Here is a 15,524-nt window from a genome sequence, read left to right as displayed (position 1 = left end):
CGTGGCCACGCTGGGCCAGCGCCTGCGCGAGGACCCGCTGGTGCCCCACGCGGGGCGGACGGACCGCGTGCAGCTGGAGAACCACACGGCCACGTTCCTGGTGGACATCGGTCTGGCGCTGGTGGTGCTGGACGAGGGCGGCGGCGAGCCGGAGCTCATGCGCGACGGCACGGAGATCCAGCGGCTGGTGGCGGACCGACACGGCGCCCAGCGCGCGCGGCTGGGGTGGAACGAGGAGCACCTGGCGCGCGAGTTCCGGCTGCTGCGCGAGGTGGTGGGCCCGCTCGTCCGCGAGGAAGTCGCCCGCGCCGCGCCCGTCGACGTGGACGATGCGCTGGGCGTGCTGGACCGCCTGCTGGAGCGCGCCGAGCTGGTGAGCATCCGCGGCCTGCGCAACGCTCGGCAGCGGGAGGGCGGGTGAGGGGGAGGAGCGTGCTCGAGGAGGAGTCGAGGACGGCTCGAGCACGATGCCGTCAAGCGCCATCGTCGCCATCAAGCACGGGAGCCGGGCCCGGGCCTGAGCGGGTAAACCCGCCGCTGGGAAAGCGATAAGCCCTGTCTCGCGCTGACGCGCTCTGCGAACAGGGCTTCAACTGCTTCGGGCGGAATTCGTGCGTGGGCGCGGCGTTCCGGCCACGCGACCGCGCCTCCGGTGCATCCCGACGGCCCTCGGATGAACGGTCGGCGAAGGCCGACATCACGTTTTCGGTGCCGCGATTTCAATCGCCGGGCTGGGTGGCTGCCCGCGTGCAGGTCACTTCAGTACTCGTGATCGTACCCGCGTACCCCTCCCCTTCGTACCCTCGTACCGCTTCTACAGCGCGGCGATCACCCGCCGAAGCGCGTCGGCGAGCGTGTCGACGTGGGGACGGTCCAGGAGGGTGCCGTGCGCGCCGGCCACCTCGTGCAGCCCAACGCTCCCCGCCATCCGCCCCCAGTACCGCAGCGTCTCGTCCGCCGACGCCAGGCTCGCCGAGCCGCGGCTGCGGAAGTACGTCAGCCGCCCGTCGTACGGCCGCGGCTCGAAGTCCACCAGCGCGTTGTGGTTGGCCATCCGCACCCGCGTGAGCGCCGCGATCTCCGGCAGCCGCTCCTCCGGCAGCACGCGCGGGCCAACCCGCCGCGCCGCGTACCGAAGCTGCGCGCCGGGCTCCATCTGCCGCAGCGCCTCGACGGTGACGGACGCGGTGCCCCCCCAGCCGAAGATGTCCGTCAGCACGCGCCGCAGCACGGCCGCGTGGTCCAGCGCCAGCCCCGGCGCGCCGCGCGTCTCCGGGCGCAGCGTGTCGACCATGGCCAGCAGCTCCACCGCGCCGCCGTCCGCCCGGATCATCCGCGCCATCTCCCACGCCACCATCCCGCCGTACGACCATCCGCCCAGGCGATACGGGCCGTCCGGCTGCGCGCGGTGCACGCCGTCCAGGTAGTATTCCGCCATCGCGCGCACGCCCTGCAGCGGCTCCAGCCCGTCGTCCAGGCCGCGCGCCTGAAGGCCGTACAGCGGCTGGTCTGGCGCAAGCTGCTGCGCCAGCTGGTGATAGCACACCAGGTGTCCGCCGCCCGCGTGCACCAGGAACAGGGGCCGCGCCGCGCCCTGCCGCTGCAGCGCCACGACGGGGAGCCGCACCCGTGACGCGCCCTCCGTGGTCGCCCGCGCCATCTGCGCCACCGTGGGCCCCTGCAGGAGCGCCGCCACGGACAGCTCCACGCGAAGGGCGTCGCGCACGCGCGCCAGCAGGCGGAGCGCGAGCAGCGAGTGGCCGCCCAGCGCGAAGAAGTCGTCGTGGATGCCCACGCGTTCCACGCCCAGCACCTCCCGCCACGCCTCCGCGATGGCGGCTTCCGTGGCGTTTCGCGGCGCCACGTAGCCGGCCGCGTCGGCATCGGGGTCCGCGGACGGCGGGGCGGGGAGGCGGCGGCGATCGAGCTTGCCGCTGGACGTGCGCGGCAGCGCGTCAATGGGGACGAACGCGGCGGGGACCATCGCCTCCAGCAGCCGCTCGCGGAGGAACGCGCGCAACTCTGCCGGGGGCGGGAATGGATGCGCGTCGTCCGCGACCACGTAGGCCACGAGCTGCTTCGCATCCCCTTCGCCATGGAGGGTGACGGCGGCCTCGCGGAGGGCGGGATGGGCGCGGAGGGCCGCTTCCACCTCGCCGGGCTCGATGCGCACGCCGCGCACCTTGACCTGCGCGTCGCCGCGGCCACGGTACTCCAGCGTGCCGTCGCCGCGGAATCGGGCACGGTCCAGCGTGCGGTACATCCGTGCGCCCGGCGGCCCGTGCGGATCGGGGACGAAGCGCTCGGCCGTGAGCGCGGGGCGGCCGGCGTACCCGCGCGCCACGCCCGTGCCGCCCAGCCACAGCTCGCCCGGCTCGCCCACGCCGCACGGGCGCAGCCGTGCGTCCAGCACGTACGCGCGCATGCCCGCCGTCGGCCGGCCAATGTGGACGGTGGATGCATCCGGCGCGACCTCTTCCCACGTCGCGTAGACGGTACACTCCGTCGGCCCGTAGAGGTTGAGGAGGCGGATGCCCGGAACGCGGCGGTGCAGCTCCGCCGTCAGCCGCGGCGCCAGGGGTTCGCCGCCCAGCATGAGCGTGCGGACGCCGGCGGGAAGCCGGTCCGCGCGCAGCAGCTCCGCGGCGACGCTGGGGACCATGCACGCCGTGCGGACGGGGCGGACGGGCGCGGCGAGCGCGTCGTCCGCCAGCACGACGGCGCCGCCCCAGCACAGCGTGCCCCACAGCTCCGCCATCGTCACGTCGAAGCCCACGGCGGACGCAGCGAGTACCGCCGACCGCTCCGATGGGGACAGCCGCGCGCGCAGCCAGTGCATGAGCGCGAAGATCCCGCCGTGGCGGATCTCCACCCCTTTCGGCCCGCCGGTGGAGCCGGAGGTGAAGATGACGCACGCGATGGAATCCGCGTCGACGCGGACCGGCGGAGCGTCCGCGGTGCCTGGCGCGGCGGGAACGGATTCGATGGTGATCTCCGCGATGCCGGCGGATGCCAGCCGCCCGGCGTGCGCGCGGTCCACGAGGACGACGGTGGCGCCGGATGCGCGCAGCATGGATTGCAGCCGCGCGGGCGGATTGCGCGGGTCCAGCGGCACGTACGCGGCGCCCGCCTTCCACGCGCCCAGGAACGCGGCGACCATGGCCGGCGTGCGCTCCATCAGCACGCCGACGCGCGCCTCGCCGTCGATGCCGTGGCGGAGGAGGTGATGCGCGACGCGGTTGGCGCGGCGGTCGAGCTCCGCGTACGATACCGCCTGGTCCGCCCAGGCGACGGCGAGCGCGTCGGGCGTGGCGCGCGCCTGCGCCTCGATCAGCGCGAGCGGGCTGCCGTCCGCCGGCGCATCGGCCGATCGGCTCCATTCCGCGAGCACCTGCCGCTCCGAATCCCTCACCAGCGGCAGGTCGACGAGGGGCGTCGCAGGCTGGTCCGCAAAGGCCCGCAGGACGGCGGAGAAGCGCGCGGCCAGGCGCTGGACCGTCGCTGTCTCATAGAGATCGGTGCGGTACTGGATCTCGCCGCGGATGCCGTCGGGCGCGTCCACCAGCGCGAACGTCAGGTCGAACGGCGACGCACCCGTGTCCACGCCCATGCGCTCCACGCGGACGCCGGGCAGGCGCAGCGCCTCTTCCTCCGCGGGGTCCAGCGAGATCATCACCTGCAGCAGGGGCGGCCGGCTGGCGTCGCGCCGCACCTCCGCCGCCTCCACGATGCGGTCGAACGGCACGCGCGCGTGGTCCTGCGCCGCGGCCACCACCGTTCGCGCCGCGGCGATGAGCGCGCGCGGCGTGGTGTCGGGTTCCGTGCGGATGCGCAGGGGCACCGTGTTCGCGAAGAAGCCGACGGCGGCGTCCGCGCCCGGCACGTCCCGGTTGGCCACCACCGTGCCGATCAGCAGGTCATCCTCGCCCGTGGCGCGGTGGAGCACGGCGGCCAGCGCGGCCGCCAGCACGCTGAACAGGCTGGCCTGCTCCGCCGCGGCCCGCGCGTGCACGGCCCGCGACGCATCCGCCGCCAGTGTGAACGTCACACGGCTCCCGCCGAACGTCTGCGCGGGCGGACGCGGGTGATCCGGCGGCACCTCCAGCACGTGCGGCGCGCCGGCCAGCGTTTGGCGCCACCACGCGGCGTCCTCTGCCACTTCGTCCTGCTCGCGCTGCCACGCGGCAAAGTCCGGCAGCTGCAGCGGCGGCTCGGGCAGATGCGCGTCCCGCCCGTCGACCATGGCGGCGTAGAGCGCGGACAGCTCGCGCATCAGCACGGGCGTGGACGCGCCGTCGGAGGCCACGTGGTGCAGCGCCATCGCCAGCACGTGCACGTCGTGGCTGACGCGCATCACCATCGCGCGGAAGGGCGGCTCGCGCGTCAGGTCGAAGCCCCGCGCGAAGAACGCCGCCATCCGCGCATCCGCATCGTCCGAATCAGCTGAATCACCCAGCGAAACGACGTCGATGGGGACGCGATCGGCCGGGCCGGACTCCTGCGCGGGCTCGCCGTCCACCTCGCGGAGCGCCAGCCGCAGCGCCTGGTGCCGGTGGACGAGGGTGCGCACGGCGGCGGCAAGCGCGTGGGAATCGAGCGTTCCCGTCAGGCGAAAGGCGAGGGGGATGGTGTACGCGGCGCCGGGCGCCAGCCGGTGCATGAACCACAGGCGGCGCTGCTCCCACGACAGCGGCCCCGCGGCCCCGTCGCGGCGCGGGATCTCGGCGGGCGTGGACGCGCGCGCGGTGCTGATGCGCAGCTTTTCCAGCAGCAGGCGCTTGGCGGGGGACAGCCCGGCGATGCGGTCGCGGAGGTCGGACATGGGGGCACGGCGGGGAGAACGGCGGGGGGAATTCGAGCGGGCCTAAAGATGCATCCGCTGGGCGGTTCATCACAAGCCGCACGGTGGCGGAAAGCGAAACGGGCCGGCCTCGCTGGTGGAAGCCGGCCCGTTCTATCTCCCGTCCGCGATCGACCGCTACTGCACGCAGACGCAGTTCTTGGCGAGGCCAACGCAGGCGTGCTCGCCACCGTTGAGCGGATACTGCTGCAGGCAGTAGTTGGCGCAGCCCGGGTCGTAGGGCTGGGTGGTGCAGGTGTACCCGGCCACCTTGCTGGACCCGGAGAGCGCTTGCGCGCCACCAAACGTGAGCGATGCCGCGACCAGCGCGCTGAAGGTGAGCCGGCCCAGGAGTGTCTGCCTGGCTTTGGACATGAGCGGTCTCCTTGCGGATGGATGAGGGATGCGCGGCCAAAATCGGCCACACAATAACTGCATCAGGCAATTATGGTGTTAAAAGGATGGCGCGCAATGGTCGCGTACGGTGCGTTCGCGCCGAAAGCCGTGTGGAGGGGGCGCCGCGTCCCGCCGGCCCCTTGCGGCGCCTGGATCCGGGCGTCTACATAGCGACATTCCACCGGCCGTCGGCGCGGTGTAGCGAACCACTCACCGGGAGCGAAACGGATGCGCGTGTCCGCGGAGGTCCGCTGGTTCTGGCGCGACGAGCCGCCGGGGGGCCTGGAGGCGTGGTTCCGCGACGCGGACGCGCACGGTTGCCCGGCGGGCGACGAGGAGGCGCGCGCCGACGTCTACCTCCGCGATCCGGGGCAGACGGAGCTGGGGATCAAGCGTCGCGGCGGGAACGAAGAGGTGGAGGTCAAGGCGCTCGTGTCGGTAATCCGGGACGGTGTGGCCGCGCCGCCGTTCGTGGGGCCGGCGGAGACCTGGACCAAGGTGCGCGCGCGGGGGCTGGACTTCGCCGCGTCCGTGACCACGCACAAGGCCCGACGGCTGCGGACGTTCGAAACCGGCGGGGCGGAGCCGGTGGAGATGCGGCCGGGAAGCCCGGCGCCGCCCGTCGGCTGCAACGTGGAGCTCACGCGCGTGACGGTGAACGGCGACGTGTGGTGGACGCTCGGCTTCGAGTCGTTCGGACCGCCGCGGACGCTGACCGACAGCCTGCGCGCCACCACCGCACTTCTCGCCACGCGCCGTCCGCCCCGGCTGGGCGACGGCCTGCAGGCCAGCTATCCGGCCTGGCTGGCGCAACTCGGACCCGCTTTCCACGTACCGCTTTGATGATGGAGCAGAGCAGGGTGGTTCGGCCGTTTCACCGGTCCGGCTCGTGGATCCAGTTTCACCGTGCCCACCGCCGTGCCGCTGCCGGGGCACTGTGGCAGCTGCGCCGGCTTCACACCCGCTATCGGCGCGAGTTCGACGCCATGATTGCCGCTGGTGATCCACGAGGACTGGCCCGGCACAAGCTGGCCGGAACGCGCGAGCATGGCACGGCACTCGCGACCGCGGTGGAAATCTATTCCACGATGAGCGTCGAAGCGTTCATCAACTTCTATGGTGTTGTGCGGCTCGGAGAGGACTTCTTCCGGGCCAACCTGCAGATGGTGGGCGTCACGGAAAAGCTCTCGCTGCTGCTGGCGCTCTGCGACGGTGTAGAGCTGGAGAGGGATTCCGAGCTCTGGCGTACCGTGCGTGCGCTGTTCGATCGGCGGAACGCGCTGGTGCACCCCAAGGCCAGGGAGCTGCGGGGCTTTCCGGAACTGCCGCCGGACTCCGCGCATTCCCGTGGTGGATCGAAGGGACAGGCGCCGCCCCCCGAGCCGGACCTGCTGGAATCGGGCATGGTGGCGTATCGGCGGATGCGTACGTTCTACCGCCTCTTTTCCGAATACGTACCGGAGGTGGATCCCCGGGGAAATCCCCGGCCGGGCTTGTCGCTGGACCCGCGCTGGTGGCCGGACGGGGATCTCACGCCGCCCGAGGACCTGTGGGGCCACCTGGACTCGTAACCGGACCACCAGACCACCATGCGCGTCTACGCACTGGACCACGTACAGCTCGCCATGCCCAGGGGCCTGGAAGACCAGGCGCGCTCCTTCTACCGGGACGTGCTGGGCCTCACGGAAGTCGCCAAGCCGCCTGCGCTCGCCGCGCGCGGTGGCGTGTGGTTCGCGGGCGGCTCGCTGCAGCTGCACCTCGGGGTGGAGGATGACATTCGGCCCGCGCGGAAGGCGCATCCGGCACTGCTCGTGGACGGCTTGGGGGAGCTGGTGTCCGTCTGCGAGGCGGCCGGCTACGAGGTGACGCACGATGCCAACCTGCCCGGCTACGACCGCGTGTACGTCACCGACCCGTTCGGCAACCGCATCGAGCTGATGGAGCCGATCGGGAACGGTTGATTGGGGGCATTCGGGTCCGCGCGTTTCGGCAGGGTTCGAGCGGACGCCCCCTCCGGGCTCGCGGAGCTCGCCCACCTCCCCCAAAACTGCTGGGGGAGGTTGGAAGCGCAGGGATTCTGCCGACGCGACGGCCGGTCGCGGACCGGATGGAACCAGCAGGATGACGGCGTCCCTTGGTAGCGAGGCTGCTTTCGGCGAGGGGACGGCATCCGCGTTTTTTCGAAAAGGCATGATCGCGGCGACGAGAGATGGAATCCGCCGGAGCGCATCATCCACCTGATCGCGATCCGTAAAAGGCTGCCGCGGATGGACGCCCCGGCGTGCTTGTCCGATGCGGATTCTGGCGGCGAGAACCGCGGCTCGTGGACGAAACGGCGCGTGCGGAGCCGATTGCCCTCGCGTCACTTCCGCGTTACCCTTCCCGCGCGGTTCTTGTCGCATCTGCCGGCCCCGGCGCCGCTTACACATCGAGACAACGCCGATGTTCCTGCAACGCTTCTACGACGACGCCCTGGCGCAGGCCAGCTACCTGGTGGGATGCGCGGCCACGGGCGAGGCGCTCGTCGTGGACCCCAGCCGCGACGTGGCGCAGTACATCGACACCGCAAAGCGCGAAGGGCTGCGCGTGACGCACGTGACCGAGACGCACATCCACGCCGACTTCGTCTCGGGCGCGCGCGAGCTGGCCGCGGCCACGGGCGCGCGGCTGCTGCTGAGCGCCGAGGGCGGCGCGGAGTGGCAGTACACGTACGCGTCGGAAGACGGCGCCACGCTGCTGCGCGACGGCGACACGTTCCGCATCGGCAACGTGCGCGTGGAGGTGATGCACACGCCGGGGCACACGCCCGAGCACCTGTGCTTCGTCATCACCGACACGGCGGCGGCGGACCGGCCCATGGGCGTGTTCACGGGCGACTTCATCTTCGTGGGCGCCGTGGGCCGGCCGGACCTGCTGGAGCGTGCCGTCCACCTGCAGGGGACCATGGAAGCGGGCGCGCGGCAGCTCTTCGCGTCGCTGCGGCGCTTTAAGGCCACGCTGCCGGACTGGGTGCAGCTGTGGCCGGGCCACGGCGCCGGCAGCGCGTGCGGCAAGTCGCTGGGCGCCGTGCCGACGACGACGCTGGGGTACGAGGTGCTGTTCAACCGCGGCCTGGCGGAGACGGACGAGGCGGCGTTCGTGGCGGAGGTGCTGGCCGGCCAGCCGGAGCCGCCCATGTACTTTGCCGAGATGAAGCGGATGAACCGCGAGGGCCCGCGCGTGCTGGGAAGCCTGCCGCGCCCCGCGCGCCTGCCGGACGCGGAGCTGGCGCGGGTGCTGGCGGACGGCGGCGTGGTGGTGGATGCGCGCCCCGCGCCGGAGTTCGCGCGGCGGCACGTGCCCGGCACGCTGAGCGTTCCGCTGGGCAAGAGCTTTCCCACGTGGGCGGGCTCCGTGCTGTCGTACGACCGCGACTTCCATCTGCTGGCCCCCGCCGGCGCGGACGACGACCGCATGGCCGACGCCGCGCGCAGCCTGGCGATGATCGGGCTGGACCGCGTGGCGGGCTGGTTCGCGGCGTCTGCCATCGACGGCGCCGTGGCGGACGCGGGACGGGCGGGCGAGGTGCCGGACGTGCAGCCGGACGGGCTGGATGACGCGCTCGCGTCGGGCGCGGAGCTGGTGGACGTGCGCAACTCGTCGGAATTCGCGGCGGGGCACCTGCCCGGCGCGGTGAACCTGCCGCTGGGGCGCCTGGCGGAGCGGGTGGATGAGCTGCCGCGTGGGCGCACGCTGGTGATCCACTGCCAGTCGGGGGCGCGGGCGGGGGTGGCCGCGAGCCTGCTGGCCGCGCGCGGGTTCGACGACGTGCGGCACCTGGCCGGCGACTACGCCGGCTGGACCGCCGCCGGCCGCCCCGTGGAAAAGGGCGAGCCCGTCCCGGCCTGAGCCGGTCCGGCGGATGCGAAGAGGCGGGCCGCCCGGTCCGCCTCTTTTCCGTTGATCCGCGACGACGTGATACCCCCATCGCGCGGCGCTGATGGAAGAACGTCGACCGTTATCGCGACGACGTGATGCGTCCCATGCTGTCATTCTGAGGTCGCGCGGCGCGAAACGGTGCCGGTGCACGATGCGTCGCGCGGCCGAAGAATCGGGTCGCGCCGCGCACGGAACCCGCCCGTGCACGACCCCCTCGCGTGGAACTCAGCGCGCGGGCGGGATCACGCACTCCGGCAACCAGATTCTTCGCTCGGTCGGCGCCGGACGCGTTTGTGAAGGGGACAAACCCCGACGGCGCCTCGGTCGCTCAGAATGACAGCGCGGGACGGAACGCAGGTGAGGTCCGCGCACGAAGGCTGGCGCCGAGTCTCGCAGGCAAGATCCTTCGTCGCCGCCACGGATCGTGCTCGTTCAAGGTCCGCGTGGCGGCTCCTCAGGATGACGCTCGTGCGGGGCGGCGAGGATCGAACCTCAATAACGAACACAGGATGGACGAGAATCCGACGCTGACGATCATCGGGCGCGTGGAGTCGCGGCTGACGGAGCCGGGGCTCGCGCCCAAGCAGGGGAGCGAGGGCGCGCCGGACGCGTGGCTCGTCCTGCGCGACGACGTGCGCGACGGGCTCGCCAACCTCGCGCCGGGCGACGAGATCATCGTCCTCACCTGGCTGCACCGGGCAGACCGCGCGGTGCTGCACGTGCACCCCCGCGACGACCCGTCGCGGCCGCTGACGGGCGTGTTCAGCACGCGCTCGGCGGACCGGCCCAATCCCATCGGCCTGCACCGCGTGCGCGTCCTGGCGGTCGACGGAGTGCGCGTGCACGTCGACGGGCTGGAGGCGGTGCACGGAACGCCCATCCTGGACCTCAAGCCGACCCTCTCCGCCACCGAGCGGTAGATCGCGGAACTGGCGTTCCCCGCCGCGACCCGCTACCCTTCCCATCCCACGCCGTACCTCCCACCCACGCACGGTAACTTCATGCGCCGACTGTTCATCGCCGCGCTCGTGGCACTGGCCGCCTGCGGCACCATCAAGGACGAGCCCCTCACCGAGAGCACGCTGGAGCGCGTCCGAGAATCCACGGACCTGACCGAGCGCGACCGCGGCCTGCTGGCGGACTACATGGCCCGCACGGCCTTCGCCCGGATGCAGAAGGGCGACACGACGGCCAACTTCTTCGACCCCGACGTCACCGTGGGCGAGGCCATCGAGGCGCAGCGGCTGTACGCGCGCGAGGACTCCCTTCGCCGCGACAAGGAGAAGCGCGAGCGCGAGGCCGCCCGGCAGCGGCGCGACGCGGAGCTGGCCCGGGCGCGCGCCCTGGCATCCGTGACGGTGACGGGCAAGCGCAAGCACCCGCGCAGCACCGAGGCCATGCGCTTCAGCGACCACGCCGCGCTGTCGGTGGCGGTGTCCAACACGGGCGACCGGCCCATCGCGGGGATCAAGGGCCGGCTGGTGGTGCGCGACCTGTTCGACGACCCGGTCATCGGCCTGGAGTTCAAGCACGACGACGCGCTGGCGCCGGGCGCGCGCGCCACGGTGGAGCGCTTTTACGAGATCAACCCGTACATCGACCGCGAGGCGCGGCTGTACGCCACGGACTTCGAGAAGCTCAAGGTTACCTGGGAGCCGCGCACCATCCTTTTCGCCGACGGCACCCGGCTGGACCTGCCCGAGCCGGAGCCCGCGGACCCCCTGGCCGACCTGCTGCGCCTGCCCTGAGCCGAAGCCGGCGAAAGGCATTCCGCATCGACGCGGCGTACCCCGGTTCCGCGTGGAGCCGGGGTACGCTGCGTTCCACGCGCCAGTGCGTGAGAAGCCGTAGAAACGAGTGCGGCGCTTTGTACACCCGGCGGGCCCAAACTTGCACGAGTTCCGGCCCCCCTCTCCCGAGCGGACCGGACCCTCCGGCCCCGCTCGCGCCTGCGTTGCCGCGAATGTTCACGGCACACACCTTGCTTGGCATCTAAGTAGGATTTCCGAAAACCGTGCCCCGGCGCGGGCTCCCGGACGTGCGGTCTCACGGCAACTCCCGTTCTACAAAGAAGATGAGCGACGCCACGGCGGCTACGGACGCGGTCCCGGACATGGACCTGCGCGGCCGGATCTTTACCGATCTGGACCGGCTGGCGTTCGCCCTGGAGATGGAAGCCGCCGAGCACCTGGAGCGCGGCCGCGCCGGCGAGTACCTGCGCACGCAGGAGCGCCGGCTGGGCGTGCGCCTGGCGCAGCGCCTGGTGAGCGGCGTGCCCGCCGACGAGGTGAACGGGCGGATGGACCGCTGGGACCCCGGCTACGACCAGCGGCTGGGCCTGGTGCGGGCGTGACGGACACGCGCGGTTGTCCGCCGCTGGGCACGTCCGCGTGCCGCCGCACCCGCCGCGGGTGCGGGCTGGTCGTCGCCGGGTAAATCCCGCGGTGCGGGGGATCGGAATCCGGTCCCCCTTGTCGCTTGCAGGCGCGTAACTGGAGCCGTTTCGTAACACGAGTGCGCTTTGTGGGGCTGGTGTTACGGACGGATTGGACGATCTGAGGTCCCGTCCCTCGCATGCAGAGGGACTGGTGCGAGGGAAGAAGATTCGGCGCGCCCGCCGGCTGCGTGGCGGCGCGCCGGGGAACGGTGGGATCACCGCAACACGGAGGTGTTGAGTGTCGGCTCGGAGAGTGCTGGTGACGGGAGGGGCGGGGTTCGTGGGCAGCCACCTGGTGGACGCGCTGCTGGCGCGCGGCGACCGGGTGCGCATCCTGGACAACCTTGATCCGCAGGTGCACGGCCCCGACCGGCGCAAACCCGCCTGGGTGCCCGACGACGCGGAGATGATCGTCGGCGACATGCGCGACGCGGACGCCGTCCGCCAAAGCCTCCGTGACACCGACGTGGTGTACCACCTGGCCGCCGCCGTGGGCGTGGGCCAGAGCATGTACCAGATCGCCGACTACACCGCCGTCAACACGCTGGGCACGGGCCACCTGCTGCAGGCCCTGGTGGACGACCGCGGCAGCGTGGAAAAGCTCGTTGTGGCCTCGTCCATGTCCATCTACGGCGAGGGGCGCTACACCCGCCCCGGTGGCGGCGAGCCCACGGCCGTCCTGCGCACGGCCGAGCAGCTGAAGAACGACCAGTGGAACCCCCGCGACGTGGACGGCACGGAGCTCGTGCCGGCGCCCACGGACGAGGGCAAGCCCCTGGACCCCACCAGCATCTACGCGCTCACCAAGGCCGACCAGGAAAAGATGGTGCTGATGGTGGGGGCCGCGTACGGCATCCCCAGCGTGGCGCTGCGCTTCTTCAACATCTACGGCCCGCGCCAGGCGCTGTCCAACCCCTACACGGGCGTGGCGGCCATCTTCAGCAGCCGGCTGCTCAACGGCCAGCCGCCGCTGATCTTCGAGGACGGCGAGCAAAAGCGCGACTTCGTTTCCGTGCACGACATCGTGCAGGCCCTGCTGCTGTCCGCGCAGGAAGAGGCGGCCGTGGGCAAGGCGTTCAACGTGGGCAGCGGGCGCGCCGTGACGGTGCGCGAGGTGGCGGCCACGCTGGCCGGCGTGCTGGGCACGGACGTGGAGGCGCAGGTCACGGGCAAGTACCGCGTGGGCGACATCCGCCACTGCTTCAGCGACATCTCGCTCGCCCGCGAGGTGCTGGGCTACGAGCCGCGGGTGACGTTCGAGGAAGGCATGCAGGAGCTGGTGGGGTGGCTGCAGGAGCAGGAGCGGCCGGAGGATCATGTGGAAACGCACGCGGCCGAGCTGGCCGCGCGCGGACTCACGCTGTGAGGGGGGAGACGATGAAGGGCAAGCGCGACCACATCCTGATCACCGGCGGGGCCGGCTTCGTGGGCAGCAACCTGGCCCACGCCCTCCTGCGCGAGGGCGAGCGCGTGATCGTGGCCGACAACTTCTCGCGGGACGGCGTCCGGCGAAACGCCGCCTGGCTCAAGGCCAACCACGGCGACCGCGTGCGCATCGAGCAGGTGGACGTGCGCGACGCCGCGCGCATCGCGGCGCTCGTGCGGCAGAGCAAGCAGGTGTTTCACCTGGCGGCCCAGGTGGCCGTGACCACGTCGGTCACCGACCCGCTGACCGACATGCAGACCAACGTCATCGGCACGTTCAACGTGCTGGAGGCCGCGCGGACGATGCTCAATCCGCCCGCCGTCCTCTTCACGTCGACCAACAAGGTCTACGGGGGGATGGACGACGTGGCCGTGGAGCTGGCCGGCGACGCGTACCGCTACGCGGACGGGCGAAGCGGCATCAGCGAGGACGCGCGGCTGGACTTCCATTCGCCGTACGGGTGCAGCAAGGGCGCGGCGGACCAGTACGTCCACGACTACGCCCGCATCTACGGCCTGCCCACCGTCGTCTTCCGGATGAGCTGCATCTACGGCACCCGGCAGTTCGGCACGGAGGACCAGGGGTGGGTGGCGCACTTTGGCCGCGCCCTGTACGGCCGGGAGCCCATCACCATCTATGGCGACGGGTTCCAGGTGCGCGACATCCTGTGGATCGACGACCTGGTGGACGCCATGCGCCGTGCCATGGACCGCATCGACACGGTGGCGGGCGAGGTGTTCAACGTGGGAGGCGGCGCGGGCAACGCCGTGACCGTGCGCGGGGTAATCGACCGGCTCAAGGACGTCACGGGCCGCGACGTGCCCGTGCACACGGCCGACTGGCGCCCGGGCGACCAGCGCATCTACGTGAGCGACACGAGCAAGATCGAGCGGGTGCTGGACTGGAAGCCGCGCACCTCGTGGAAGGCCGGGCTGGAAAAGCTGGTGGACTGGCTGCACGAGGCGTCGCTGGCCACGCCCGTGGTGCCGGGCCTGGACGACGCGGCGCCCGTGGAGCACCTGCAGGCCGTGGGCGCGGACTGAAGGACGGAACGTCGCGGCACGCCCGTTTTTTTGTCCTTCACGTGAGGGGCTTTGGTGACTTCCCGTTACACCGGGCCGATTTCTGATGCTGGTGTTACGGACGTGGTGGACGCTCGGCGGAGATGCAAACGCCGCGAGGCGCGGTGGAGCAGGAGATGATGGCCGCCGCTCGTCCGGAGCGGCGGCGACTGGACCTCTGAGGCACGATCGGGAATGACGTTCGATACGCTGGACGCACGCGAGACACTGACCGCCACGGCCACCATGGGGGCGGCGCGGCTGGCGGCCCCGGGGCAGATCACCATCGACGAGGTAGCCCTTCCCGAGCCCGGCCCCGGGCAGGTGCGCATCCGCATGGAAGGCTGCGGCGTCTGCGCCAGCAACCTGACGCCCTGGGGGGGCGCGGAGTGGATGAAGTACCCCACGGATCCCGGCGCGCTGGGGCACGAGGGGTGGGGCGTGATCGACGCCGTGGGCGAGGGCGTGGAGGGGTTCGCCGTGGGCGACCCCGTGGCGGCCCTCTCGTACAACGCCTATGCCGAGTATGACCTGGCCGACGCGTCGGCCACCGTCAGGCTGCCGGCGTCGCTGGCGGGCAAGCCGTTCCCGGGCGAGCCGCTGGGCTGCGCCATGAACATCTTTCGCCGCAGCGACATCCAGGCGGGGCAGACGGTGGCCATCGTGGGCATCGGCTTCCTGGGCGCCTTGCTGACGCGTCTCGCGAAGGATGCCGGCGCGCGGGTGATCGCCATCAGCCGCCGCCCGTTCTCGCTGGACGTGGCGCGGGAGATGGGCGCGGACGAGGTCATTGCCATGGACGACCACTGGGCCATCATCGAAAAGGTGAAGGAGCTCACGGGCGGCGTGCTGGCGGACCGGGTGATCGAGGCGGTGGGCAAGCAGTGGCCGCTGGACCTGGCGGCCGAGATCACCAGGGAGCGGGGCCGGCTGATCATCGCGGGCTACCACCAGGACGGACCGCGCCAGGTGAACATGCAGATGTGGAACTGGCGCGGCCTGGACGTGATCAACGCCCACGAGCGCGATCCCGAGGTGTACATCGAGGGGATCCGCATGGCGGTGGACGCCGTCGCGAGCGGCCGGCTGGACCCCACGCCGCTGTACACGCACACGTACGCGCTGGGCGAGCTGGACCAGGCGCTAAACGACACCCGCGACCGCCCGGACGGATTTCTGAAGGCGCTCGTCCGGATGTAGGGAAGTGCGGGAGTGCGGGAGTGCGGGAGTGCGGGAGTGCGGGAGTGCGGGAGTGCGGGAGTGCGTTAGTGCGGGAGTGGATCCGGACAGGGTGAGGGAATGCAGCGCCGCGCGGAGACTCGCCGCGGGCGGAGCGCCCCCCTCCCCGACCCTCCCCCACAAACTGCGTGGGGGAGGGAGGTGGGCCCGAGCGGATGGGCAGCCTGCATCCCGGTGACGCCGTTCTCCCCCTCCCCCGCGAAGCGG

13 protein-coding genes are annotated in these 15,524 nt (G+C 71.9%); 11 read left to right on the top strand and 2 right to left on the bottom strand.

Going from position 1 to position 15,524, the window contains the following annotated elements; genetic code table 11:
• Positions 1-421, top strand: a 421-nt coding sequence (locus VFZ20_RS20930) for a hypothetical protein (RefSeq protein WP_329685889.1), incomplete at its 5' end; no start/stop codon positions are given.
• A gap of 393 nt (positions 422-814) precedes the next feature.
• On the opposite strand, the gene VFZ20_RS20925 is transcribed toward VFZ20_RS20930, so the two are convergent.
• Positions 815-4,822 carry an amino acid adenylation domain-containing protein gene (locus VFZ20_RS20925; RefSeq protein WP_329685888.1) on the bottom strand — a complete coding sequence of 1,336 codons (4,008 nt, stop codon included), beginning with the start codon at positions 4,820-4,822 and terminating at the stop codon, positions 815-817.
• 156 nt (positions 4,823-4,978) lie between these two features.
• Complete coding sequence (locus VFZ20_RS20920; protein ID WP_329685887.1) at positions 4,979-5,215, bottom strand: hypothetical protein; 237 nt, start codon at positions 5,213-5,215, stop codon at positions 4,979-4,981.
• Between the two features lie 249 nt (positions 5,216-5,464).
• Here VFZ20_RS20920 and VFZ20_RS20915 point away from each other — a divergent pair, with 249 nt between their 5' ends.
• The 10 genes from VFZ20_RS20915 (at position 5,465) to VFZ20_RS20870 (ending at position 15,278) form a co-directional block, all read left to right on the top strand.
• Positions 5,465-6,079 (top strand): hypothetical protein, encoded by a 615-nt coding sequence (locus VFZ20_RS20915; protein ID WP_329685886.1) that lies wholly within the window; start codon positions 5,465-5,467, stop codon positions 6,077-6,079.
• On the top strand, positions 6,079-6,807 hold the full coding sequence (locus tag VFZ20_RS20910) for a hypothetical protein (protein ID WP_329685885.1): 729 nt from the start codon (positions 6,079-6,081) through the stop codon (positions 6,805-6,807). Before VFZ20_RS20915 ends, VFZ20_RS20910 begins: the two co-directional genes overlap by 1 nt.
• A gap of 18 nt (positions 6,808-6,825) precedes the next feature.
• Complete coding sequence (locus VFZ20_RS20905; RefSeq protein ID WP_329685884.1) at positions 6,826-7,197, top strand: VOC family protein; 372 nt, start codon at positions 6,826-6,828, stop codon at positions 7,195-7,197.
• A gap of 481 nt (positions 7,198-7,678) precedes the next feature.
• A complete protein-coding gene (locus tag VFZ20_RS20900; RefSeq protein WP_329685883.1) occupies positions 7,679-9,124 on the top strand; it encodes an MBL fold metallo-hydrolase in 1,446 nt (481 codons plus the stop codon).
• A 539-nt stretch (positions 9,125-9,663) separates the two neighbouring features.
• Positions 9,664-10,074 (top strand): tRNA (N6-threonylcarbamoyladenosine(37)-N6)-methyltransferase TrmO, encoded by a 411-nt coding sequence (gene tsaA / locus VFZ20_RS20895; RefSeq protein WP_329685882.1) that lies wholly within the window; start codon positions 9,664-9,666, stop codon positions 10,072-10,074.
• Positions 10,075-10,155: 81 nt separating this feature from the next.
• Positions 10,156-10,902, top strand: a complete 747-nt coding sequence (locus VFZ20_RS20890) for a hypothetical protein (RefSeq protein ID WP_329685881.1) — start codon at positions 10,156-10,158, stop codon at positions 10,900-10,902.
• 326 nt (positions 10,903-11,228) lie between these two features.
• Positions 11,229-11,507, top strand: a complete 279-nt coding sequence (locus VFZ20_RS20885) for a hypothetical protein (RefSeq protein WP_329685880.1) — start codon at positions 11,229-11,231, stop codon at positions 11,505-11,507.
• A gap of 322 nt (positions 11,508-11,829) precedes the next feature.
• Complete coding sequence (locus tag VFZ20_RS20880; protein ID WP_329685879.1) at positions 11,830-12,957, top strand: NAD-dependent epimerase/dehydratase family protein; 1,128 nt, start codon at positions 11,830-11,832, stop codon at positions 12,955-12,957.
• A gap of 11 nt (positions 12,958-12,968) precedes the next feature.
• Entirely contained in the window at positions 12,969-14,060 is a 1,092-nt protein-coding gene (locus VFZ20_RS20875; protein ID WP_329685878.1) for an SDR family NAD(P)-dependent oxidoreductase, read from the top strand.
• Positions 14,061-14,324: 264 nt separating this feature from the next.
• Positions 14,325-15,278 (top strand): MDR/zinc-dependent alcohol dehydrogenase-like family protein, encoded by a 954-nt coding sequence (locus tag VFZ20_RS20870; protein WP_349264114.1) that lies wholly within the window; start codon positions 14,325-14,327, stop codon positions 15,276-15,278.
• The last annotated feature ends 246 nt before the right edge of the window (positions 15,279-15,524 follow it).

The sequence above is a fragment of the Longimicrobium sp. genome (assembly GCF_036280135.1).
Taxonomy (GTDB): Bacteria; Gemmatimonadota; Gemmatimonadetes; order Longimicrobiales; family Longimicrobiaceae; genus Longimicrobium.
This window is presented reverse-complemented; position numbering and strand designations above follow the sequence as displayed.